The sequence below is a fragment of the Rhodococcus shunpengi genome, assembly GCF_048381395.1.
Lineage (GTDB): Bacteria > Actinomycetota > Actinomycetes > Mycobacteriales > Mycobacteriaceae > Rhodococcus.
On the sequence record NZ_JBLWIU010000025.1, the window covers coordinates 88,171 to 110,594 of the forward strand.

The 22,424-nt window shown below is 70.8% G+C and carries 21 protein-coding genes; 16 read left to right on the forward strand and 5 right to left on the reverse strand.

Annotation, left to right across the window (positions count from 1 at the left end; all coding sequences use genetic code 11):
* Positions 1-18: 18 nt before the first annotated feature.
* Positions 19-858, reverse strand: coding sequence for a thioesterase family protein (locus ACNJ7K_RS15280; RefSeq protein WP_120282823.1), 840 nt, complete (start codon positions 856-858; stop codon positions 19-21).
* Positions 855-1,730, reverse strand: coding sequence for a RecB family exonuclease (locus ACNJ7K_RS15285; protein WP_487041862.1), 876 nt, complete (start codon positions 1,728-1,730; stop codon positions 855-857). Before ACNJ7K_RS15285 ends, ACNJ7K_RS15280 begins: the two co-directional genes overlap by 4 nt.
* A gap of 126 nt (positions 1,731-1,856) precedes the next feature.
* Here ACNJ7K_RS15285 and ACNJ7K_RS15290 point away from each other — a divergent pair, with 126 nt between their 5' ends.
* Positions 1,857-2,708: a tRNA (adenine-N1)-methyltransferase gene (locus ACNJ7K_RS15290; protein WP_159418197.1), complete on the forward strand. Its 852-nt coding sequence runs from the start codon at positions 1,857-1,859 to the stop codon at positions 2,706-2,708.
* A 21-nt stretch (positions 2,709-2,729) separates the two neighbouring features.
* On the opposite strand, the gene ACNJ7K_RS15295 is transcribed toward ACNJ7K_RS15290, so the two are convergent.
* Positions 2,730-3,209 (reverse strand): MTB12 C-terminal domain-containing protein, encoded by a 480-nt coding sequence (locus tag ACNJ7K_RS15295; protein WP_159418196.1) that lies wholly within the window; start codon positions 3,207-3,209, stop codon positions 2,730-2,732.
* Between the two features lie 187 nt (positions 3,210-3,396).
* Between ACNJ7K_RS15295 and arc the strand changes: the two genes are divergently transcribed.
* From arc to prcA, 6 genes are all read left to right on the forward strand, one after another.
* Complete coding sequence (gene arc / locus ACNJ7K_RS15300) at positions 3,397-5,166, forward strand: proteasome ATPase (RefSeq protein ID WP_120282828.1); 1,770 nt, start codon at positions 3,397-3,399, stop codon at positions 5,164-5,166.
* Between the two features lie 91 nt (positions 5,167-5,257).
* A complete protein-coding gene (locus ACNJ7K_RS15305) occupies positions 5,258-5,644 on the forward strand; it encodes a nitroreductase family deazaflavin-dependent oxidoreductase (RefSeq protein ID WP_159418195.1) in 387 nt (128 codons plus the stop codon).
* A gap of 55 nt (positions 5,645-5,699) precedes the next feature.
* On the forward strand, positions 5,700-7,193 hold the full coding sequence (gene dop / locus ACNJ7K_RS15310; protein WP_006552172.1) for a depupylase/deamidase Dop: 1,494 nt from the start codon (positions 5,700-5,702) through the stop codon (positions 7,191-7,193).
* A 164-nt stretch (positions 7,194-7,357) separates the two neighbouring features.
* Positions 7,358-7,549 carry a ubiquitin-like protein Pup gene (locus ACNJ7K_RS15315; protein WP_006552173.1) on the forward strand — a complete coding sequence of 64 codons (192 nt, stop codon included), beginning with the start codon at positions 7,358-7,360 and terminating at the stop codon, positions 7,547-7,549.
* 89 nt (positions 7,550-7,638) lie between these two features.
* Positions 7,639-8,400: a proteasome subunit beta gene (gene prcB / locus ACNJ7K_RS15320; RefSeq protein WP_225623829.1), complete on the forward strand. Its 762-nt coding sequence runs from the start codon at positions 7,639-7,641 to the stop codon at positions 8,398-8,400.
* On the forward strand, positions 8,397-9,209 hold the full coding sequence (prcA, locus tag ACNJ7K_RS15325) for a proteasome subunit alpha (protein ID WP_159418194.1): 813 nt from the start codon (positions 8,397-8,399) through the stop codon (positions 9,207-9,209). Before prcB ends, prcA begins: the two co-directional genes overlap by 4 nt.
* On the opposite strand, the gene ACNJ7K_RS15330 is transcribed toward prcA, so the two are convergent.
* The gene (locus ACNJ7K_RS15330) at positions 9,110-10,708 is read right to left on the reverse strand and encodes a bifunctional phosphatase PAP2/diacylglycerol kinase family protein (protein ID WP_230791794.1); all 1,599 of its coding nucleotides are present in this window, start codon (positions 10,706-10,708) and stop codon (positions 9,110-9,112) included. The two genes, prcA and ACNJ7K_RS15330, sit on opposite strands and share 100 nt — an antisense overlap.
* A gap of 31 nt (positions 10,709-10,739) precedes the next feature.
* Between ACNJ7K_RS15330 and pafA the strand changes: the two genes are divergently transcribed.
* The 7 genes from pafA (at position 10,740) to ACNJ7K_RS15365 (ending at position 19,419) form a co-directional block, all read left to right on the forward strand.
* The gene (gene pafA, locus ACNJ7K_RS15335) at positions 10,740-12,098 is read left to right on the forward strand and encodes a Pup--protein ligase (protein WP_026061779.1); all 1,359 of its coding nucleotides are present in this window, start codon (positions 10,740-10,742) and stop codon (positions 12,096-12,098) included.
* 88 nt (positions 12,099-12,186) lie between these two features.
* On the forward strand, positions 12,187-13,182 hold the full coding sequence (locus ACNJ7K_RS15340) for a helix-turn-helix transcriptional regulator (protein WP_120282837.1): 996 nt from the start codon (positions 12,187-12,189) through the stop codon (positions 13,180-13,182).
* Positions 13,179-14,228, forward strand: coding sequence for a helix-turn-helix transcriptional regulator (locus tag ACNJ7K_RS15345; protein WP_230791791.1), 1,050 nt, complete (start codon positions 13,179-13,181; stop codon positions 14,226-14,228). The genes ACNJ7K_RS15340 and ACNJ7K_RS15345 overlap by 4 nt, the downstream gene beginning before the upstream one ends.
* A 127-nt stretch (positions 14,229-14,355) precedes the next feature.
* Entirely contained in the window at positions 14,356-14,613 is a 258-nt protein-coding gene (gene tatA, locus ACNJ7K_RS15350; RefSeq protein ID WP_120282841.1) for a Sec-independent protein translocase subunit TatA, read from the forward strand.
* A gap of 104 nt (positions 14,614-14,717) precedes the next feature.
* A complete protein-coding gene (tatC, locus tag ACNJ7K_RS15355) occupies positions 14,718-15,680 on the forward strand; it encodes a twin-arginine translocase subunit TatC (protein ID WP_033098353.1) in 963 nt (320 codons plus the stop codon).
* Complete coding sequence (locus tag ACNJ7K_RS15360) at positions 15,677-18,430, forward strand: DEAD/DEAH box helicase (RefSeq protein WP_487041863.1); 2,754 nt, start codon at positions 15,677-15,679, stop codon at positions 18,428-18,430. The genes tatC and ACNJ7K_RS15360 overlap by 4 nt, the downstream gene beginning before the upstream one ends.
* 107 nt (positions 18,431-18,537) lie before the next feature.
* Positions 18,538-19,419 (forward strand): DUF4333 domain-containing protein, encoded by an 882-nt coding sequence (locus ACNJ7K_RS15365; RefSeq protein ID WP_487041864.1) that lies wholly within the window; start codon positions 18,538-18,540, stop codon positions 19,417-19,419.
* A 10-nt stretch (positions 19,420-19,429) separates the two neighbouring features.
* Here ACNJ7K_RS15365 and ACNJ7K_RS15370 read toward each other — a convergent pair whose 3' ends face one another.
* Positions 19,430-20,407, reverse strand: coding sequence for a 5'-3' exonuclease (locus ACNJ7K_RS15370; RefSeq protein ID WP_487041865.1), 978 nt, complete (start codon positions 20,405-20,407; stop codon positions 19,430-19,432).
* A 35-nt stretch (positions 20,408-20,442) separates the two neighbouring features.
* Between ACNJ7K_RS15370 and ACNJ7K_RS15375 the strand changes: the two genes are divergently transcribed.
* Both ACNJ7K_RS15375 and dprE2 read left to right on the forward strand, forming a co-directional pair.
* Positions 20,443-21,573, forward strand: coding sequence for a M24 family metallopeptidase (locus ACNJ7K_RS15375; RefSeq protein WP_159418188.1), 1,131 nt, complete (start codon positions 20,443-20,445; stop codon positions 21,571-21,573).
* A 45-nt stretch (positions 21,574-21,618) separates the two neighbouring features.
* Positions 21,619-22,365 (forward strand): decaprenylphospho-beta-D-erythro-pentofuranosid-2-ulose 2-reductase, encoded by a 747-nt coding sequence (gene dprE2 / locus ACNJ7K_RS15380; RefSeq protein WP_268653727.1) that lies wholly within the window; start codon positions 21,619-21,621, stop codon positions 22,363-22,365.
* Positions 22,366-22,424 lie beyond the last annotated feature (59 nt).

Genomic DNA, 22,424 nt, shown 5'->3' on the forward strand with positions numbered 1-22,424 from the left:
CCGGTGCGGCCCCGCTGATCAGCGGGGCCGCACCTGCACGTTCTGGGTGATGCGGCCGAGCGCGCCGGTCTCGTCGTAGAGCAGACCGGCGGTCATGCCGATCCCGTCGGGTCCGACGGACATCTCCGCGGCGATCCCCACCCAGTCCTGTTCGCGGAACTCGGGGGCGCGGAACAGGTGCACGGTCAGTTCGGTGTTGAGGAAGGTGTACTCGCGGGCGTCGAGTTTGGAGCCGACACCGTTGGCGACGTCGGCGACGCTCATCAACCGGTCGAGTCCGCTGGGGGTTTCGCCTTCGACGAGGGCGATCTCGCTGCGCATCCACGCCGACGACAGGCCGGGAGCGCCGAAGGGGACGATGATGCGCCAGTCGACGGTGCCGATGTAGCCGCCCTTCCAGGCAGGGTGCGGGGCACTGGCTTCGAGGTGACCGGGGGCGGGCAGCGGGGTCTCCGAGGTATGCGCGACCTGCGGCAGGTCGACGGTTTCGAGGCGCCAGCCGGTGCCGCGCGCGACCGCGCGGTCGGTGCCGTCGGGGGTGGTGGCCCACAATTCGGCGACGACCAGTTCGATGCGGCGACCGGGTCGTTCGATGTGGGTGCGCACCTCGAGGTCGGTGAGCGGGACGGGGCCGAGCAGTTCGACGGTGAGCCGGCTCAGGCGGGTGTCGGGGCGGGGCCGGTGCCGTTCGATGGCGCGGGCGAGCAGCGCCGAGGGTGGGGCGCCGTGCTGCAGGTGTGGTCCCCAGGTGCTGACGGTGTGTTCGGTGGGGCGGAACACCGCGATCTCGACGTCGTCGACCGGACCGGTGGGGGTGGTCGGCCGGGGGACCGGCACGTAGTAGGCGGCGTCGCTCACTCGGGATTCTCCTGCTGCTCGATGCGGTGGGGCGCGCCCGGTGTCGACTGGAGCGATGGTGTCGATCGGGTCGACTGGATCGACTGCGTCGCAACGCCGTCGACGGGATACGGCGGTGGGGTACCGCCGAACGCCGGGCACACTGCCCGATGATCGCACCACCGGCAGCCGGGACCGGGGTCGGGGCGGAAGTCGCCGCTGGCGCGCAACTGCCGGATCGTCACCCACATCGCGCGCACGATCCGTTCGAAGCGGCACAGTTCCTCGGGGTCGGGCCGGTAGTTCAGCACTTGACCGTCGCCGAGGTACAGCAGCCGCAGCGAGGCCGGGACGACGCCGCGCTGCCGCCACAGGATCAGCGCGTAGAACTTCAACTGGAACAGCGCCGCCCGCTCGCCGCGCGGGGACGGGGCGCGGCCGGTCTTGTAGTCGACGACGTGCACCGCCCCGGTGGCGTCGACGTCGAGGCGGTCGATGATGCCGCGCAGTGGAACGTCGCCGTCGAGGGTCGTCTCCACTCGCAGTTCGCAGCCGCCGGTGGTGACGGTGGTGGGGTCCTCGACGGTGAAGTAGGTGCTCAGCAGCGCGGCGGCCTCGGCGAGGAAACCCGCGTCGTCGGGGTCCACGCCGAGATCGGGGGTGGCGGCGAGGACCCGGGCCAGGGCGTCGGGCAGCAGGGTCTGCGCGGCAGCGGGGGTGCGGGCCGGGCCGTCGAGGCCGAACAGCGCTTCGAGGGCGGCGTGGACGACGGTGCCGCGCGCCTGGGCGCGGGTCGGGGGTGTGGTGAGCCGGTCGACGGCCTTGAAGCGGTAGAGCAGCGGGCAGCGGGTGAAGTCGGCGGCCCGGGAGGGGGACAGGGCGACCGGCCGCACTGTGTCGGTGGGGGGGTGTGGGCGCAGCTGTGGTCACACCTGGCAGGCTAGGACGCGGGTCCGACACGGTGCCGGACCCGCGTGCCCGATCCCGGGTGCGGGGCTGGAACGAAGGTGGACACGGCGATGGCAGTAGGCGGACTCGGGCGCAGCGGACCCTTCCAGGTGGGGGACCGGGTGCAGTTGACCGACGCCAAGGGCCGCAAGTACACCGTGGTGCTCGAACCGGGCAAGGAGTTCCACACCCATCGCGGCGGGATCCTGCACGACGACCTGATCGGCACCGACGAGGGGGTGGTGGTCACCTCCACCAACGGCACCCCCTATCTGGCGTTGCGTCCGCTGCTCGTCGACTATGTGATGTCGATGCCGCGCGGTGCGCAGGTGATCTACCCGAAGGACGCCGCGCAGATCGTGCAGGAGGGCGATATCTTCCCCGGTGCGACGGTGCTCGAGGCCGGCGCCGGCTCCGGTGCGCTGACGTGTTCGTTGCTGCGCGCGGTCGGGGAGAGCGGCCGGGTGATCTCCTACGAGGTGCGTGAGGACCATCTCGAATACGCCGAGCGCAATGTCGACACCTTCTTCGGGGAGCGCCCGGCGAACTGGACGACGGTGCTCGGGGATCTGGCGGACTACGACGTCGAGAAGTACGGCCGTGTGGACCGGGTGGTGCTGGACATGCTCGCCCCCTGGGATGTGCTCGAGACGGTGAAGAAGGCGCTGGTACCCGGCGGGGTGCTCATCGTCTACGTGGCGACGACGACGCAGCTGTCGCGGGTGGTCGAGGCGATGCGGGAGCAGACCTGCTGGACCGAGCCGCGCTCGTGGGAGTCGATGGTGCGCGGGTGGCACGTGGTGGGGCTGGCGGTACGTCCCGAGCATCGGATGCAGGGGCACACGGCGTTCCTGGTCAGTGCCCGGCGTCTGCAGGACGGGGTGGAGACCCCGAGGCCGCAGCGTCGGCCCAGCAAGGGCTGAGCCGACGCCGACCGGCGGGGGTTATTCGCAGCTGAGCGTGCCCATGGCCAGGATCGAGCAGGCGCTCTCGTCGGCGATGACCCAGGTGCCGTCGATCTGCTCGAAGGTCAGCGGCATCGGGGCGCCGCCGTGCGGGCCGGCGACCTCGGTGGTCGCGGTGACGGTGTCGGCGTCGACCGTGGTGATCTCGCCGACGGTGCCGGTGAGCGGGTAGCCGGCGAGCACTCCGGTGAACTGGTCGAGCACGGCGGTGCGCGCGGTGCCGTTCTCCACGACCGCGGCGCGGTCCTCGGTGGTGGCGGCCGGGTCAAAGAACACGTCGATCTGTTCCTGCAGCTGCTCGACGGTGACCGCGGCGGTCACGGTGGTGCTGGTGGTCGTCGTCGCGCTGGTCGCGGTGGCGGTGTCGTCGCCGGCGTCGTCGGAGCTGCAGCCGGTCAGGGCGGTGAGGGCGGCGATCGCGGTGGCGGCGCAGAGTGTGCGAACTGGACGTGGGGTCACGGAGGAGTACCTTTCGAGAGAAACGGTCGACGCACGATATTTAGGGCAGCCTAACAGCGTGTCGGGTGTGCGGTGCCATGGCGCGTCCCACACGCGACACATGTTCGGAACACGACTGTTTCGTGTCCTCCCCCATGTGGGGCGATGTCCCGGTAGCGTGGAATGACCGACAGTGGAGGGAGTCGCTATGAGCTCGTCAGAGAAGCCGGATGCGGTTGCGGCGGCACGCGAAATCGAAGAGTTGCGCGCAGAGGTGGCGACCTTGCGTCGTCGGCTCGGCGAACCGTCCGATCAGGTACGCGACCTCGAAGCCCGGCTCGAGTCCCTCACGGTCCGCAACGGCAAACTGCTCGAGACCCTCAAGGATGCGCGCCAGCAGCTGATCACGCTGCGCGAGGAGGTCGACCGGCTGGCCCAGCCGCCGAGCGGCTACGGGGTGCTGCTCGAGACGTTCGACGATCAGACCGTCGACGTGTTCACCTCGGGCCGCAAGATGCGGGTCGCGGTGTCCCCGAATCTCGAACTCGACACCTTCCGGCCCGGTCAGACGGTGCGGCTGAACGAGGCGTTGACCGTCGTGGAGGTCGGTGGGTTCGAGCGCGTCGGCGAGATCACCACCCTTCGGGAGGTGCTCGACGACGGCACCCGCGCGCTGGTGGTCGGGCACGCCGACGAGGAACGCATCGTGTGGCTGGCGGCCCCGCTCGCCGCGGCCGCCGCCGACGACAGGACCGATGTGCTCGTCGACGACGAGAACTCGTTCACGCTGCGCCCGGGTGATTCGCTGCTGGTCGACAGCAAGGCCGGCTACGCCTTCGAACGGATCCCCAAGGCCGAGGTCGAGGATCTCGTGCTCGAGGAGGTCCCGGACGTCGGCTACAGCGACATCGGTGGCCTGGGCCGGCAGATCGAGCAGATCCGCGACGCGGTGGAGCTGCCGTTCCTGCACAAGGATCTGTTCCGCGAGTACTCGCTGCGCCCGCCGAAGGGTGTGCTGCTGTACGGCCCGCCCGGTTGCGGTAAGACCCTGATCGCGAAGGCGGTCGCGAACTCGCTGGCGAAGAAGATCGCCGAGGCCCGCGGCGACGATTCGAAGGAAGCGAAGTCGTTCTTCCTCAACATCAAGGGCCCGGAGCTGCTGAACAAGTTCGTCGGTGAGACCGAGCGGCACATCCGGTTGATCTTCCAGCGGGCCCGGGAGAAGGCGTCCGAGGGCACCCCGGTGATCGTGTTCTTCGACGAGATGGACTCGATCTTCCGCACCCGCGGTTCCGGTGTGTCCTCCGATGTGGAGACCACGGTGGTGCCGCAGCTGCTCGCCGAGATCGACGGTGTCGAAGGGCTCGAGAACGTCATCGTCATCGGTGCCTCGAACCGTGAGGACATGATCGACCCGGCGATCCTGCGGCCCGGCCGCCTCGACGTGAAGATCAAGATCGAGCGTCCGGACGCGGAGGCCGCGCAGGACATCTTCTCGAAGTACCTGACCGAGAGCCTGCCGGTGCACGCCGACGATCTCGCCGAGTTCGGCGGCGATCGGGTCGCGTGCGTGCGGGCGATGATCGAGCGGGTCGTCGAGCGGATGTACGCCGAGTCCGAGGACAATCGGTTCCTCGAGGTCACCTACGCCAACGGCGACAAGGAGGTCCTGTACTTCAAGGACTTCAACTCCGGCGCGATGATCCAGAACATCGTCGACCGGGCGAAGAAGTACGCGATCAAGTCGGTGCTCGAGACCGGGGCGCCCGGTCTGCGGGTGCAGCACCTGCTCGACTCGATCGTCGACGAGTTCGCCGAGAACGAGGACCTGCCCAACACCACGAATCCGGACGACTGGGCCCGGATCTCGGGGAAGAAGGGCGAGCGGATCGTGTACATCCGCACCCTGGTCACCGGCAAGAACGCCAGCGCGAGCCGTGCGATCGACACCGAGTCGAACACCGGCCAGTACCTGTAGGAATCGACCCACGACAATCGATCCGCGACGGCCGGGCCTTCCCTCCTCCGGAAGGTCCGGCCGTCGCGGCCTCTCGGGGGGAGGACCGTCCATGCCGTTGCCGCACACCATGGCCCGGTTCAACAAGATCGTCACCAACCGGGTCACCACCCCGTTCGCTCAGCTGTTGCCGGGCACCGCGGTGGTCGAACATCGCGGGCGCCGCTCGGGCCGGGTGTTCCGCACCCCGGTTCTGCTGTTCACCGTCGGTGACGACCTGCGGATCGCGTTGACCTACGGCGCCGACACCGACTGGGTGCGCAACGTGTGTGCCGCCGGCGAGGCGGTGGTGCACACCCGGGGCAGGGCGATCCCGGTGCGCGACCCGCGGCTCGGAACCGACCCGCAGGCGAGGTGGGCGCCGCCGCCGGTGCGGGTGGCGCTGCAGGCGATCGGGGCGCACGGCTATCTGGACTGCACCCCGCAGCCGCACCGCTGACCGGTGGCGGGGCTGTTCACGACCGTGAGCGTCCGGATCGCCTAGGCTCGAGGGCATGCAGCGGATCATCGGTATCGAGGTCGAGTACGGGATCTCCTCACCCAACGAGCCATCGGCGAACCCGATCCTGACCTCCACGCAGGCGGTGCTGGCCTACGCGGCCGCCGAAGGGGTGCCGCGCGCGAGGCGCACCCGCTGGGACTACGAGGTCGAATCGCCCCTGCGCGACGCGCGGGGCTTCGATCTGGGCCGGTTCAACGGCCCGGCCCCGGTCATCGACGCCGACGAGGTCGGTGCCGCGAACATGATCCTCACCAACGGTGCGCGCCTGTACGTCGACCACGCCCACCCCGAATACTCCGCCCCGGAGGTCGCCGACCCTCTCGACGCGGTGATCTGGGACAAGGCCGGGGAACGGGTGATGGAGGCCGCCGCCCGGCACGCGTCGAGTGTGCCCGGCGCACCGCGACTGCAGCTGTACAAGAACAACGTCGACGGCAAGGGCGCCTCCTACGGCACCCACGAGAACTACCTGATGGACCGCGAGACGCCGTTCTCGGCGGTGGTCGCGGGCCTGACCCCGTTCTTCGTCTCCCGGCAGGTCATCACCGGCTCCGGCCGGGTCGGGATCGGCCAGTCCGGTGACGAGCCCGGTTTCCAGCTCTCGCAGCGCGCCGACTACATCGAGGTCGAGGTGGGTCTCGAGACCACCCTCAAGCGCGGCATCATCAACACCCGCGACGAACCGCACGCCGACGCCGACAAGTACCGGCGGCTGCACGTGATCATCGGCGACGCGAATCTGGCGGAGATGTCCACCTACCTCAAGGTCGGCACCACCGCGCTGGTGCTCGACCTGATCGAGGCCGGCATCGACCTGTCGGATCTGCAGCTCGCCCGCCCGGTCACCGCGGTGCACCACATCAGCCACGACCCGTCGCTGCGCAAGACCGTCGCGCTCGCCGACGGCCGGGAGCTGACCGGTCTGGCTCTGCAGCGGATCTATCACGAGCGGGTCGCGAAGTTCCACGACGGCACCGAGGACAAGCGGATCCTCGACATCCTCGACAAGTGGGCGATGGTGCTCGACCTGCTCGAACGCGACCCGATGGAATGCGCCGACCTGCTGGACTGGCCCGCGAAGCTGCGGCTGCTCGAGGGCTTCCGCAACCGCGAGGGACTGTCCTGGTCGGCGCCGCGCCTGCACATGGTCGACCTGCAGTACTCGGATGTGCGCCTGGACAAGGGCCTGTACAACCGGCTCGTCGCCCGCGGGTCGATGCAGCGGCTGGTCTCCGAGCAGCAGGTCCTCGATGCGGTGCACACCCCGCCGTCGGACACCCGCGCCTACTTCCGCGGTGAGTGCCTGCGCCGCTTCGGTGCCGATATCGCGGCGGCGAGCTGGGATTCGGTGATCTTCGATCTCGGTCGCGAGTCGCTGGTGCGCATCCCGACCCTCGAGCCGCTACGCGGCAGCCGCGCGCATGTCGGGGAGCTGCTCGAGACGGCGCAGTCGGCGGCGGAGTTGGTCGATCAGCTCACCCACTGACCACCCCATTGCAGTGGGCGGTGGCCGGATCACGGGTCGCGAGTACGCGTGTCGCCACCGGTGGACCGTTTCGCTGGGTAGGGTAGGAGTTCGAAGCAGCGGTGACCACACCGATCGTCGACCGGTGACGGTTCCGCGCCGAGTACAGGAGGAGGTCGGCGGCTATGGCACAGGAGCAGACCACACGCGGTGGCGGCGGAGACGACGACGAGGTCGTCGGTGACGGCGGTGCCGGTCAGGAGCGTCGCGAGAAGCTCGCCTCGGACACCGACGATCTTCTCGACGAGATCGACGACGTGCTCGAGGAGAACGCAGAGGACTTCGTGCGGGCATATGTGCAGAAAGGTGGCCAGTGACAGCCGAACGATCCTCTCTTCCCTACCGCGAGGTGCAGCCGAAGCTGCACCTCGCGTCGCCCTTGTCGTCGTTCTCCGACCACCTGCGGATGCACGCCCCGGAGATGCTGCCGGAGAACCGGTTCCGGTTCGAACGAGGTGACCACGTGGACCTCGCCCCGCACGGCACCACCATCGTGGCGCTGACCTTCGACGGGGGTGTGCTCATCGCCGGCGACCGGCGCGCGACCATGGGCAACCTGATCGCCTCCCGCGACGTCGACAAGGTGTTCGTCACCGACAACTATTCGGCGGCCGGCATCGCCGGCACCGCGGGCCTGGCGATCGAGCTCGTGCGACTGTTCGCGGTCGAACTCGAGCACTACGAGAAGATCGAAGGGGTGCCGCTGACCTTCGACGGCAAGGCCAATCGGCTCTCGTCGATGGTGCGCGGCAATCTCGGTGCGGCCATGCAGGGCCTGGCCGTGGTGCCGTTGCTGGTCGGTTTCGACCTCGACGCCGCCGACGCGCACCGCGCCGGGCGGATCGTGTCCTACGACGTGGTCGGGGGCCGCTACGAGGAACGCGCCGGTTACCATGCGGTCGGCTCCGGATCGTTGTTCGCCCGTTCGTCGCTCAAGAAGCTCTACCGCACCGACGCCGACGAGCAGAGCGCGCTGCGCACCGCCGTCGAGGCGCTGTACGACGCGGCCGACGACGACACCGCCACCGGTGGTCCCGACACCACCCGCGGGATCTACCCGACCGCGGTGGTGATCACCGCGGCCGGCGCCGTGGCCGTCGCGGAGGAAACCCTGTCCGAGCTGGCCCGCACCATCGTGGCCGACCGCACCGCAGGAGATGCCCGGTGACACTTCCGTACTATGCGTCCGCCGAGCAGATCATGCGCGATCGCTCGGAGCTGGCCCGTAAGGGCATCGCCCGGGGCCGGTCTGTGATCGCGTTGACCTACGCCGGTGGTGTGCTGCTGGTGGCGGAGAATCCGTCGAAGGCACTGCACAAGATCAGCGAACTGTACGACCGGGTCGGTTTCGCCGCCGTCGGCAAGTACAACGAGTTCGAGAATCTGCGGCGCGCCGGGATCATGCACGCCGACATGCGTGGCTACTCCTACGACCGGCGGGACGTGACCGGGCGGGCGCTGGCGAACGCCTACGCGCAGACCCTCGGCACCATCTTCACCGAGCAGCCCAAGCCGTACGAGGTGGAGATCTGTGTCGCCGAGGTCGGGCGCGCCGACACCGACGACGGCCCGCAGCTGTACCGCATCACCTACGACGGGTCGATCGTCGACGAGTCGCAGTTCGTGGTGATGGGCGGCAACACCGAACCGATCGTCACCGCGCTGCGCTCGTCGTACAAGCCGGGTCTGCCGCTCGACGAGGCGGTCGCCGTGGCGGTGACCGCGCTGCAGCAGCCCGCCACCGCCGATGCGGCGCCGCGGGTGCTCGGTCGCGGCGAACTCGAGGTCGCGGTGCTCGAGAAGCAGCGGCCGCGCCGCGCCTTCCGCCGTATCTCGGGGGCGGCGCTCGACGCGCTGCTGCCCAGCACCGGGTCCGCTCAGGCGGCGCCGTCGGCCGCGCCCGCCGATCCGGCCCCCGAATCGGGGTCCGACACCACGACCGGCTCGGAGACCGGGTCCGGTCCCGACGCGGGCTGATCCACCGCGAGCCGATAGACCGTCAACGCCGACGGCACCACCTCGAAGTCGAAACCGGTGCCGTCGGCGAGGACTTCCCCGTCGGTGGCCAACGCCACCGGATCCCCGATGACCTCCACCGACAGGCCCGGGCTGTGCCGTTGCCGGTACATCGGTGAGGCGCCGAGGGTTCCGGTCGCCGCAGCGACGAGCAGCCGGAACCGCGAGAACCGGCTCTCGGCCGGCAGATACCGCACGTCGAGGGTGCCCGGATCCAGATGCGCGCGGGACATCGGCACCTGATCTGCCGGGGTGTAGCGGCCGTTGCCGACGAACAGCAACCACACCGCCCGTCCCGCCCCGTCGATCCGTACGGGCATCGGGCTCGCCGTGCGCAGCACCGCGAGCATCGCCAGCCCCGCCGCCGGCCACTTGCCGATCCGCGGTTCCCAGTGCTCCCGCAACCGCACCGCATCCGGATAGCCGCCCAGGCTGGCGGTGTTGACGAACCGCCGCACCGTGCGTCCCTCCGGCCCGGTCACCGTCACCTGTCCGAGCCCGACGGCCACCGCCTGCCCGGCGGTGACCGCCCGCACCGTCTCCTCCAGATCCACCACGCCGAGGTCGAGCGCGAAATGGTTGAGGGTGCCCCCGGGGAACACCGCCACCGGCAGCTGCGCGTCGACGGCGACGTCGAGCACCGCCGCGACCGTGCCGTCCCCGCCGCACACCCCCACCGCCTGCGGCCGATACGCGGTCAGCAAATGTTCCAGTTGCTCCGCCGGATCGCGCTCGGGGTCCAGGTCGACGCGCCGCAGCCCCGGGAGCGCGGCGGTGACCACCGCGGCGATCTCCTCGGCGGTCCCGGCGTCTCGGTTGACGACCAGCAGCATCCCCTCACCGCCGGGCAGGGCGGGCGCAGCCGCCACGACCTGCACGGTCGCCGGTTCGCGGCTGCGCACCGCCCACCAGCGGCGCGTCGACCACGCCACCGTCGCCCCGACCGCCCCGCCGACGAGCACGTCACCGGGCCAGTGCACGCCGGTGTGCACCCGCGAATAGGCCACCGCCGCGGCCAGCGGCGCCAGAACGACCCCGGTCGCAGGGGATTCGAGCGCCACCCCGGTCACGAACGCCGCCGCCGACGCGGCGTGCCCGGACGGGAACGACGACGAGCGGGGGATCGGCACACTGCGGCGCCGGAACTTCGGGTCGGTGCGCGCCGGGGGTCGGCGGCGCGGCAACAGCGGCTTGAGCAGCCCGTTGGTCAGGGCACTGGCCCCGGCCACCGACAGCAGGCCCCGCACCGCCCCGCGGCGGGCGTGACCGCCGGCGGCGGCGCACACCGCGGCGCACGCGACCCACAGCACACTGTGATTGGCGGCCCGCCCGAGATCGCGCAGCAACGGGTCGGCGGGGGACGGGCGCAGCGCCCCGGTGCGCTCGAACAGGGCCCGGTCGGCGGTGCGGTAACGCTCGCGAACGATCACACCACGACCGTAGATGTCGTTGCGACCCATGGGGGTCGGGTTCGCGCGGTACTGTCGAGGTGTGCAGCGACGAATCATGGGTATCGAGACGGAGTTCGGCGTCACGTGTACCTTCCACGGGCATCGTCGGTTGAGCCCCGACGAGGTGGCCCGCTATCTGTTCCGCCGGGTGGTGTCCTGGGGGCGCAGCTCGAACGTCTTCCTGCGGAACGGGGCGCGACTGTATCTCGATGTCGGCTCGCACCCCGAGTACGCCACCGCCGAGTGCGACGACCTGCTCCAGCTCGTCGAGCACGACCATGCCGGCGAGCGGGTCCTCGAGGAACTGCTCATCGATGCCGAGCAGCGTCTCGCCGAGGAAGGCATCGGCGGCGATATCTTCCTGTTCAAGAACAACACCGACTCGGCGGGCAACTCCTACGGCTGCCACGAGAACTATCTCGTCGCCCGCGTCGGCGAGTTCTCCCGCATCTCCGATGTGCTGCTGCCCTTCCTGGTGACCCGGCAGCTGATCTGCGGCGCCGGGAAGGTGCTGCAGACCCCCAAGGCCGCCACCTTCTGCCTGTCGCAACGCGCCGAGCACATCTGGGAGGGCGTCTCGTCGGCGACCACCCGGTCGCGGCCGATCATCAACACCCGCGACGAACCGCACGCCGACGCCGAGAAATATCGGCGCCTGCACGTGATCGTCGGGGACTCGAACATGTCCGAGACCACCACCATGCTCAAGGTGGGATCGGCGGCGTTGGTGCTCGAGATGATCGAGGCCGGGGTGCCGTTCCGGGACTTCGCGCTCGACAACCCGATTCGCGCCATCCGCGAGGTCTCCCACGACCTGACGGGCCGGCGCCCGGTGCGCCTGGCCGGCGGCCGGCAGGCCAGTGCCCTGGACATCCAGCGCGAATACCACGCGCGGGCCGTGGAGTATCTGCACCAGCGCGAACCCGACCCGCACGTCGCGCAGGTGGTGGACCTGTGGGGCCGCGTCCTCGACGCCGTCGAATCGCAGGACTTTGCGAAGGTCGACACCGAGATCGACTGGGTGATCAAGCGCAAGCTGTTCCAGCGCTACCAGGACCGCTACAACATGGAGCTGTCGGATCCGAAGATCGCCCAGCTCGACCTGGCCTATCACGACATCAAGCGCGGCCGCGGCGTGTTCGACCTGCTGCAACGCAAGGGGCTGGCGGCGCGGGCCACCGACGACGAGTCCGTCGACGCCGCGGTGAACACCCCGCCGCAGACCACCCGGGCGAAGCTGCGCGGTGATTTCATCGCCGCCGCACAGGCCGCAGGCCGTGATTTCACCGTCGACTGGGTGCATCTGAAGCTCAACGATCAGGCGCAGCGCACGGTGTTGTGCAAGGACCCGTTCCGGTCGGTGGACGAACGCGTCGAACGGCTCATCGCCTCCATGTGAGCACCGCCGCCCGTCGGAGCGGACCATCCGGTCCGATCCGATGGACGGTGATGCGGTGCCGGCGGCGCGCGGGCACTAGGGTTGGCGCGTGGCGATCTCGAAAGTCGAACGGCTGGTGAACCTGGTCATCGCGCTGCTGTCCACCCGACAGTTCGTGACCGCGGAGAAGATCCGTGCCTCGGTGGCCGGTTACTCCGAATGCGCGAGCGACGAGGCGTTCAGCCGCATGTTCGAGCGGGACAAGAACGAACTGCGCGATCTCGGGGTGCCCCTGGAGACGGGCCGGCCGTCGCGGTCGTCGACGGTGGAGGGCTACCGCATCAACCGCGACGCCTACGAACTGCCCGAGATCGACCTCACCCGCGAGGAGACCGCCGCCGTGGCCGTCGCCGCCGCACTGTGGGAATCGCCGGAGCTGACCGCCGCCGCGCAGGGCGCGGTGCTCAAGCTGCGTGCCGCCGGGATCCGCGTCGACACCGACGGCGGGGAGGTGGTCGCGCCGCTGCCGCCGCGCGCCCGTGGCTCCGAACCCGCGTTGACGGCATTGCTCGCCGCGATCGACGCGCGCCGCGCGGTGCGGTTCACCCACCGCAGTTCCCCCACCGAGCCGTGGTCGACGCGCACCGTCGAACCGTGGGGTGTGGTCACCGTGCACGGCCGCTGGTATCTCGTCGGCCACGACCGCGACCGCACTGCGGTGCGCACCTTCCGGCTCTCGCGCATCGGCGACGAGATCACCGCGATCGGCCCCGAAGGGGCGGTGCAGATCCCGGAGGGCGTGGATCTGCGGGGGCGGGTGCTCGCCGCGACCTCCCCCGCGGAGGTGAGCGGATCGGCGCGGCTGTGGGTGGCGGACGGGCGCGCCTGGGAGCTGCGCCGGCTCGGACAGGCCGGCGCGGCCCGGCGGATCGGCGACCGCGACGGGGTGGAACTCGAGGTGCCGGTGCGCTCGTGGGAGTGGATCGCCCGGATCGTCGCCGGGCAGGGCGCGGACGCGTTGGTGCTCGACCCACCGGAATTGCGGGCCGAGGTGCAGCGCATCCTCGAACAGGCAACCACGACTGCGGGGGAAGAGGGTCGATGAGCACACGACTGTCGGCGCGACTGGGACGACTGCTCAATCTCGTGCCCTATTTCCTGGCGCACCCGGGGATCAGCGCGGCCGAAGCCGCCCGCGACCTGGGGGTCACCCCAAAGCAGGTGATGGACGATCTGAACCAGCTGTGGGTGTGCGGGCTGCCCGGCTACGGGCCCGGCGATCTGATCGACCTGTCGTTCTCCGAGGACAGCATCGTGGTGACCTTCACCGCCGGCATCGAACGCCCTCTGCGGTTGACCTCCACCGAGGCCACCGCGCTGCTCGTGGCGCTGCGGTCGTTGCAGGAGATGCCCGGTGTCGTCGACCCGTCGGCGGCGCAGTCGGCGATCGCGAAGATCGAAGCGGCGGCCGGGACCGCCGCGCTGCCCGCCGACACCGCCACCACCACTGACACCGCCACCACCACTGACACCGCCACCGCCGTCGCCGAACCCGATCCGGACACCGCCGGGGACTCCGACGCCGCCGGACAGGTGCGGGCCGCGGTGCGCGACGGGCGCGCCGTGCACCTGACCTACTATTCGGCCTCCCGCGACACCGTCTCCGAACGCGACGTCGACCCGATCCGCATCGTCATCATCGACGAGCACGCCTATCTGCAGGCCTGGTGCCGCAGCGCCGAAGGGGTGCGGCTGTTCCGCTTCGACCGCATCGACGCCGCCACCGTGCTCGACGAGCCGGCGCGCCCGCCGCATCGGGCGATCACCGACGACGAGCACCTCGAACTGTTCGAGGGCGACCCGTCGCTGCCCGCCGCGCGGTTGCGCATCGCCCCGTCGTACACCTGGCTGCTCGACTACTACCCGCTCACCGACGTGCAGGTGCTCTCCGATGGCAGCTGCGAGGCGTCGATGCGGTACGCCTCGCCGGGGTGGATGGCGCGGCTGCTCGTCGGGCTCGGCGCCGGGGTGCAGGTGCTCGACCCACCGGAGTTGCAGGCGGCGGTGCGGGCGCGGGCCGAGGCGGCGCTGGCCGCCTATGCCGAGCTCGACGGGGAGAACCCGGCCCGCGGCGCGGGGCCGACACCCTGAGGGCGGCGATGTGAAACATCGGTATGAACCCTCCGCAAATTGTGGGTGGATACACCGGCGCGAAGCCTCGGGCTGTGCTCGAGGTCCGGTAGCATCGATCGGAGCCGATCAGTGGAGGTTGTTGTAAATGGGTGCAATGAGCCCCTGGCACTGGGCCATCGTGGCGCTGGTGGTCGTGATTCTCTTCGGTTCGAAGAAGCTGCCCGACGCCGCGCGCGGTCTCGGTCGTTCGCTCCGGATCTTCAAGAGCGAGGTCAAGGAGATGCAGAACGACGACGCCCGGGCGTCCGCGCCGCAGCAGCCGGCGCCGAATCCGTTGCCGGCCGCGCAGCCGACAGCCGATCCCGCCGCGCCGAACACGCACACCGAACCGCGGTCTGCCTGACCGACGTTCATCCTGCCGGGGCGCCCACCACGGGTGTCCCGGCGTTCCGCTGACCCCGGCACGCCCGCACGCCGGTGGTCTCGACAGGAGCTGAGAACCGCACCGTGCGCATCCCGTTCGATCCGCGCCGAAGCCGGCGCAAGACCAATCCCGACGGCACCATGTCGCTGGTCGAGCACCTCTACGAATTGCGCACGCGTCTGCTGATCGCTCTCGCTGCGATCGTGCTCACCACCATCCTCGGATTCGTCTGGTACAGCCGCAGCCTGTTCGGCCTCGACAGCCTCGGGGAGATCCTGCGCGGCCCCTACTGCGACCTGCCCGCCTCGGCCCGCGCCGACCTGAGCAACGACGGGGCGTGCCGACTGCTCGCCACCGGACCGTTCGAGCAGTTCATGCTGCGCCTGAAGGTCGCCGCGACCGCCGGCATCGTCATGGCGTGCCCGATCTGGCTGTACCAGTTGTGGGCGTTCGTCACCCCCGGCCTGTACCGCAAGGAACGCCGCTACGCGATCGGCTTCGTCACCTGCGGGGCGGCGCTGTTCGTCACCGGCGCGGTGCTGGCCTATCTGGTGATCTCCCACGCCTTGTCGTTCCTGTTGTCCGTCGGCAACGACGTGCAGGTCACCGCCCTCTCGGGCGCCGAATACTTCGGGTTCCTCATCAACCTGCTGGTGATCTTCGGGGTGTCCTTCGAGATCCCGCTGGTGATCGTCGCGCTCAACGGCGTCGGGGTGCTGCCCTACGCCAAGCTCAAGGCGTGGCGGCGCGGGCTGATCATGGCGGTGTTCGTCTTCGCCGCCATCGCCACCCCCGGCCAGGATCCGTTCTCCATGCTCGCCCTGGCGTTGGCGCTCACGCTGCTCGTGGAGTTCGCCATCCAGATCGCCCGGCTGACCGACCGGCGCCGCGCCCGCAAGGCCCGCGCCGAAGGCTGGGCCGATCTCGACGACGACGAGGGTTCGACGATTCCGGCCCCGAGCCCGGTGGAGCCGGCAGCGCCGACGGCGCCCACCGACACCGTCCGGACCGATCCGGCCCGCACCGACTACTCCGACACCCTGTGACCGGCGACCCCGCTCCCGGCCCCGGTGACGACGAGACCGGCACCGCGCCGCTCGTCCCCACCCCGCAGCTCGCGGAGTTCGCCACCGGCCTCGGGTTCCCGCTCGATCCGTTCCAGATCGAGGCGTGCCGCGCCCTCGAGGGTGGGCATTCGGTGCTGGTGTGCGCCCCCACCGGCGCCGGCAAGACCGTCGTCGGCGAGTTCGCGGTGTATCTGGCGCTGCAGGGCGGTTCCAAGTGCTTCTACACCACCCCGATCAAGGCGCTGAGCAACCAGAAGTACGCCGATCTGTGTGCCCGGCACGGCCGGGACTCGGTGGGTCTGCTCACCGGCGACCAGTCCATCAACTCCGATGCGCCGGTGGTGGTGATGACCACCGAGGTGCTGCGCAACATGATCTACGCGTCGTCCACCGCCCTGATCGGGCTCACCCACGTGGTGATGGACGAGGTGCACTTCCTCGCCGACCGGTTCCGCGGTGCGGTGTGGGAAGAGGTCATCCTGCACCTGCCGGAGGACGTGCGGCTGGCGTCGCTGTCGGCGACGGTGTCGAACGCCGAGGAGTTCGGTGACTGGATGACCACGGTGCGCGGCGACACCACCGTCGTCGTCGACGAGGTGCGGCCCATCCCGCTGCACCAGCACATGATGCTCGGCTCCCGCATCTACGACCTGTTCGACCGCCGCGCCGACACCGACACCGCCCCGGCCCGGCGGCGCCGGGACATCGTCGTCAACCCGGAGCTGGCGTCGGCGGTGCGGCAACGGCAGAGCCTGTCCGGGATGGACCGCTGGGGTGAACGCGGACCCCGTTTCCGGCCGCCGCCGCGCCCGGAGGTCATCGTCCGCCTCGACCGCGACGGTCTGCTGCCGGCCATCACCTTCGTGTTCAGCCGCGCCGGCTGCGACGCCGCGGTGCAGCAGTGCCTGCGCTCGGGTCTGCACCTGACCGACGACACCGAAGCCGCGGAGATCCGCCGGATCGTCGACGAGCACACCCGGGATCTGCCGCGCGGCGACCTCGAGGTCCTCGGTTACGCGTCGTGGCGCACCGCCCTCGAACGCGGCATCGCCGCTCACCACGCCGGGATGTTGCCGGCCTTCCGGCACACCGTCGAAGAACTCTTCGTGCGGGGGTTGGTGCGGGCGGTGTTCGCCACCGAGACCCTCGCGCTGGGCATCAACATGCCGGCTCGCACGGTGGTGCTCGAAAAGCTCGTCAAGTTCAACGGCGACACCCACGCCGAGCTGACCCCCGGCGAGTACACGCAGCTGACCGGCCGGGCCGGGCGGCGCGGTATCGACGTCGAGGGCCACGCGGTGGTGCTGTGGCAGCCGGGCATCGAACCGGCCTCGGTCGCCGGGCTCGCCTCCACCCGCACCTTCCCGCTGCGCAGCTCGTTCCGCCCGTCCTACAACATGGCGGTCAACCTCATCGACGCCGTCGGGGTGGAGCGGTCGCGGGCGCTGCTGGAGATGTCCTTCGCCCAGTTCCAGGCCGACAAGTCGGTGGTCGGTCTCAAACGCGGCATCGACCGCAACGAGGCCACCCTCGAGCAGCTGCGCGATCAGCTCGGCGGTGAGGACAGCGAGATCCTCGACTATCTGCGGTTGCGCGCCGAGCTGACCGACGCCGAACGCGCCCACGAGCGGCGCGGCAAGCAGGATCGCCGGGCCGCGGCGGTGGCGTCGCTGGTGACCCTGCGGCGCGGCGACATCATCGCCGTGCCCGCCGGCAAACACACCGGCCTGGCGGTGGTGGTGCTACCGGACACCGACGCCGGTGATCCGCGGCCGCAGGTCGTCACCGCCGACGCCTGGTCCGGTCGCCTCTCCGCCGGGGATTTCCCGACCCCGGCGACGGTGCTGGGCACGCTGCGGCTGCCGCGGCACGTCGATCACCGCACCGGCCGCGGGCGCCGCGACATCGCGTCGGCGTTGCGGTCGAAGGGCCTCGTGCCGCCGCGCCGCCCCAAGCGCAGCAAGTCCAAGGGCGACACCCGCGAGATCGACGCGTTGCGCCGGCAACTCAAGCATCATCCGGCCCGCAAGCATCCCGATCTGGATTCGCTGGCGCGGGTCGGGGAGCGCTACCACCGGTTGCTGCGCGACACCCGACAGCAGCGCCGCAAGGCCGCCGCGGCGACGGATTCGCTGGCGCGCACCTTCGAGCGGATCGTCGCGCTGCTCACCGAACGCGGCTATCTCACCGAGGGCGACGATCCGGCGACCACCGAGGCGGGGGAGCGGCTCGCCCGCATCTACACCGAATCGGATCTGCTGGTCGCCGAATGCGTGCGGCGCCGTGCCTGGGCGGGACTGTCCGCCGCCGAACTCGCGGCGGTCGCCTCCGCGGTGATCTACGAATCGCGCACCGACGAGCCGGTCACCGTCGTCGGACCGACCGGCCCGATCCGGCACGCGCTGGCCGAGACCACCCGGATCTGCGACGGCTTGCGGGCCGACGAGATCCGGCACCGGCTGCCCCCGACCCGCGAACCGGATCTCGGTTTCGTCACCGCCGCCTACACCTGGGCGTCCACCGCGTCGCTGACCGAGGCGCTCGTCGCCGCGGAGGCCGCCGGCAAGGAACTCTCGCCCGGAGATTTCGTGCGGTGGTGCCGGCAGCTGATCGATCTGCTCGACCAGATCCGCACCTGCGCGGACGATCCGGAGCTCGCCCGCACCGCCGGCAAGGCGGTCGGGGCGGTGCGCCGCGGGGTCGTCGCCGTCGATCCCACCGCCGAATGACCCGGCCCCCGCGGGGGTGTCCGGGACGCCCGGTAGGCGTGGATGCCCGCGCGGCGAGTGGACGCTACCGTATGGGCACACAACGGGAAGGGTGAGTGGAGACGACGATGACCGGGCCGAACGAACCGCAGGACTCGCCGGGGCAGAGGCCGCCGGAATCGACGGATCCATGGGCACCGAACCCGACCTCCGGGGGAGGTGAGCAGCCCGGATCGCCGTGGGCGCCGCCCGCCGGCCAGCAGCAGTGGGGGCAGGGCAGCGGCACCGGCTGGGGGCAGTCGCCCGCCGGGCAGTCGCCGTGGCAACCCGACACCGGTGCGGGTGGGAACGCTCCGCAGCCCGGGTGGGCGCCGCCGGCCGGGCAACAGACTCCCGCACAGCCCGGTCCCGGGCACCAGAATCCGTGGGGTGCGCCGACCGGTGCACCGCAACAGGGCTGGGGTCCGGCCCCGCAACACCCCGCCCCCGGCTGGGGACAGCAGGCACCCGGTCGACAGGCACCCGGACAGGCACCGGGCTGGGCCCAGCAGCCGGGCGCACAGCCGTGGGGCGCGCCCGGTCAGCAACCGACACAGCCCGGGTGGGGTGGTCAGCAGCCCGCCGGGGCGCAACCCTGGGCAGCGCCCGCGAACACCTGGCAGCAGCCCGGCACACCGCCGCAGAACGGCCCGCAGACAGGGAAGTCGACGCTGCCGTGGATCCTCGGTGGCGTCGGACTCGTCGTGGTGCTCGCCATCATCGGGATCCTCGCCGCGACGATGTTCGGCGGGAAGGTCCTCGACACCGAATCCACCCAGGCCGGCATCGCGAAGGTGCTCACCGAGTCGTATGGGGCCGGGCAGGTCGGCGACGTGCAGTGCCCCAGTGACCAGAAGGTCGAGGCCGGACACAGCTTCACGTGCGCGGTCACCGTGGACGGCCAGTTCCGGGAGGTGACCGTCACCGTCACCGACGACAACGGCACCTACGAGGTGGGCCGCCCCAACTGACCGGGGGCGGTCAGCGGTCGGCCAGGGCCGCGATCAGCGCGGACACCGGCCGTTCCAGACCCCACCGCTGCGCCAGCGCGGTGAGCTGCTCCGGATCGGCCGGTGCCGCCGGCAACACATCCGAGCGGGACAGATCCACGTCCGCGTCGGTGGCGACCCGCACCACCGGCAGCGCCGCATCCAGATAGTCCGCCGCAGCGGCGAGTTTGACCCGCATGCCCTTCGCCAGCGACGTCGACTCGTCGAGCGCCGCCGCGCGCACCGCGTCGAGGGAGCCGTACTGCTGCAGCAACGACGCGGCGGTCTTCTCCCCGACGCCCTTGACGCCCGGGAGTCCGTCCGACGGGTCGCCGCGCAGCGCCGCGAGTTCGGCGTAGGCGGCGCCGGCCCGCTCGGCGGGCACCCCGTAGCGTTCGGCGACCAGCGCCGGATCGAACAACTCGGCCTTGGCCAGGCCACGCCCGGCGTAGAGCACCCGCACCGGCACCGGACTGTCGGTGACGACCTGCAGCAGGTCGCGGTCGCCGCTGACCACGATCACCCGATCGGTGGTTTCGCGGGCGGCGAGGGTGCCGAGCACGTCGTCGGCCTCGAAACCCGCTGCGCCGCCGGTGGCGATGCCGGCGGCGGCGAGCACCTCGAGGATCACCGGCACCTGCGGCAGCAGCGCAGGCGGGACCTCCTCGACGGTGCCGTCGGACCCGGCGGCGACCCGGTGCGCCTTGTAACTCGGGATCGCCGCGACCCGGAAGGCCGGGCGCCAATCCAGATCCAGGCACACCACCAGCCGGGTGGGACGGTGGGTGCGGATCAGCGAGGCCACCATGTCCACGAAGCCGCGCACCGCGTTGACCGGGCTGCCGTCGGGGGCGGTGACCTTCTCCGGGATGGCGTGGAAGGCGCGGAACCACAGGCTCGCGCCGTCGAGCAGCATCAACGTGGGGTCCGGTGCGGGCGTGGGGTTCTCCGGTGCGGTCACGGACCACATCCTGCCATCCGGCCGCGGCCACTAGTCTCGAAGACATGACCACTGCCGCCACCCGATTCCCCGCCGACCGTTACGCGGCCCGCCTGGCCCGCGCCGCCGAACTCGGTGCCGCCGCCGGCGTCGATGCGCTGCTCATCACCCCCGGACCGGACCTGCGGTATCTCACCGGCTCCCGCGCCGAGTCGTTCGAGCGCCTGACCTGCCTTGTGATCCCCACCGACGGTTCCGGGGCCACCGTGGTGGTGCCGCGGCTGGAACTGGCGTCGCTGAACGACTCCGCCATCGGTGAACTCGGTCTGCCGGTGCGGGATTGGGTGGACGGGCAGGACCCGTACGCGCTCGTGCGTGAACTCGTGGCGACCGCAGGGGCGTTCGCGGTGGCCGAGGCGATGCCGGCGCTGCATCTGGTGCCGCTGACCGCCCGGTTCGGCAGCGCCCCGGCGCTGGCGACGTCGGTGATCCGGCAGCTGCGGATGGTCAAGGACGCCGACGAGGTCGAGGCCTTGCGCCGCGCCGGTGCCGCCATCGACCGGGTGCATGCCCGCATGGGTGAATGGTTGCGCGCCGGGCGCACCGAAGCCGAGGTGGCTGCGGACATCACCGCCGCGATCCTCGAAGAGGGGCACACCGCGGCGGCGTTCGTCATCGTCGGTTCCGGCCCGCACGGCGCCGACCCGCACCACGAGGTGTCCGAGCGGGTCATCGAATCCGGCGACATCGTCGTCATCGACATCGGTGGTCCCGTCGAGCCGGGCTACTACTCGGATTCGACCCGCACCTACAGCATCGGCGAACCGAACCCGGAGATCGCGACGAAGATCGCGGTGCTCGAGAAGGCACAACAGACCGCGGTCGACGCGGTGCGTCCCGGGGTGCGCGCCGAGGACGTCGACGCCGCCGCCCGTAACCTGCTCGCCGCCGCCGGTTACGGGGAGGCGTTCGTGCACCGCACCGGGCACGGCATCGGCCTGTCGGTGCACGAGGAGCCGTACATCGTCTCCGGCAACGACGACACCCTGCAGCCCGGCATGGCATTCAGCATCGAACCGGGCATCTACTTCCGCGGCGAGTGGGGGGCGCGGATCGAGGACATCGTCGTCGTCACCGAGGACGGCTGCGAGTCGATGAATCTGCGTCCGCACGGGCTGACGGTGCTGCCGGGCTGAGACCCGACACTGCCTCCCGGAAATCGACCCGGGACACTGGGCCGCATGAACCACAGCGCGCAGGGAACCGTCGTCATCTTCGGGGGACGCAGCGAGATCGGCGTCGAGGTCGCCACTCGCCTCGCGCCGGGCCGCACCGTGATCCTGGCCGCGCGTCGCGCCGACGACCTGGTCGACGAGTGCGCCGCCGTGCGGGCGGCAGGGGCGACGGCGGTGCATCCGGTCGAGTTCGACGCCGACGCCCTCGACACCCACACCGCGGTGCTCGACCGCATCGCCGCGTTCGGGCCGATCGATGTGGCGGTGCTGGCCTTCGGCATCCTCGGCGACCAGGCCCGTGCGGAAACCGATGCGGCGCACGCGGTGTCGATCGTGCACACCGACTATCTCGCGCAGGTCGCGCTGCTCACCGACCTGACGCAGCGGTTGCGCGCGCAGGGCTCGGGTCGGCTGGTGGTGTTCTCCTCCGTCGCCGGGTGGCGGGTGCGCCGCGCCAACTACGTCTACGGCTCCGCGAAGGCCGGCCTCGACGGTTTCGCGTCCGGCCTGGCGGATGCCCTGCACGGCAGCGGAATCTCGCTGCTGCTGGTGCGCCCCGGTTTCGTGATCGGCCGGATGACGGAAGGTATGAGCCCGGCACCGCTGTCGAGCACCCCACCGCAGGTCGCCGACGCGACGGTGCGGGCGTTGCACCGCGGGCGCGGGGAGGTGTGGGTGCCGGCGGTGCTGCGGCCGGTGTTCTTCGGGATGCGGCTGCTGCCGCGCGCGATCTGGCGGCGGCTGCCGCGCTGACCGCCGGCGTGCAGTTCCCGTCGTCGCGGTTCGGCGTGTCGCGACGACAACTGCACGTT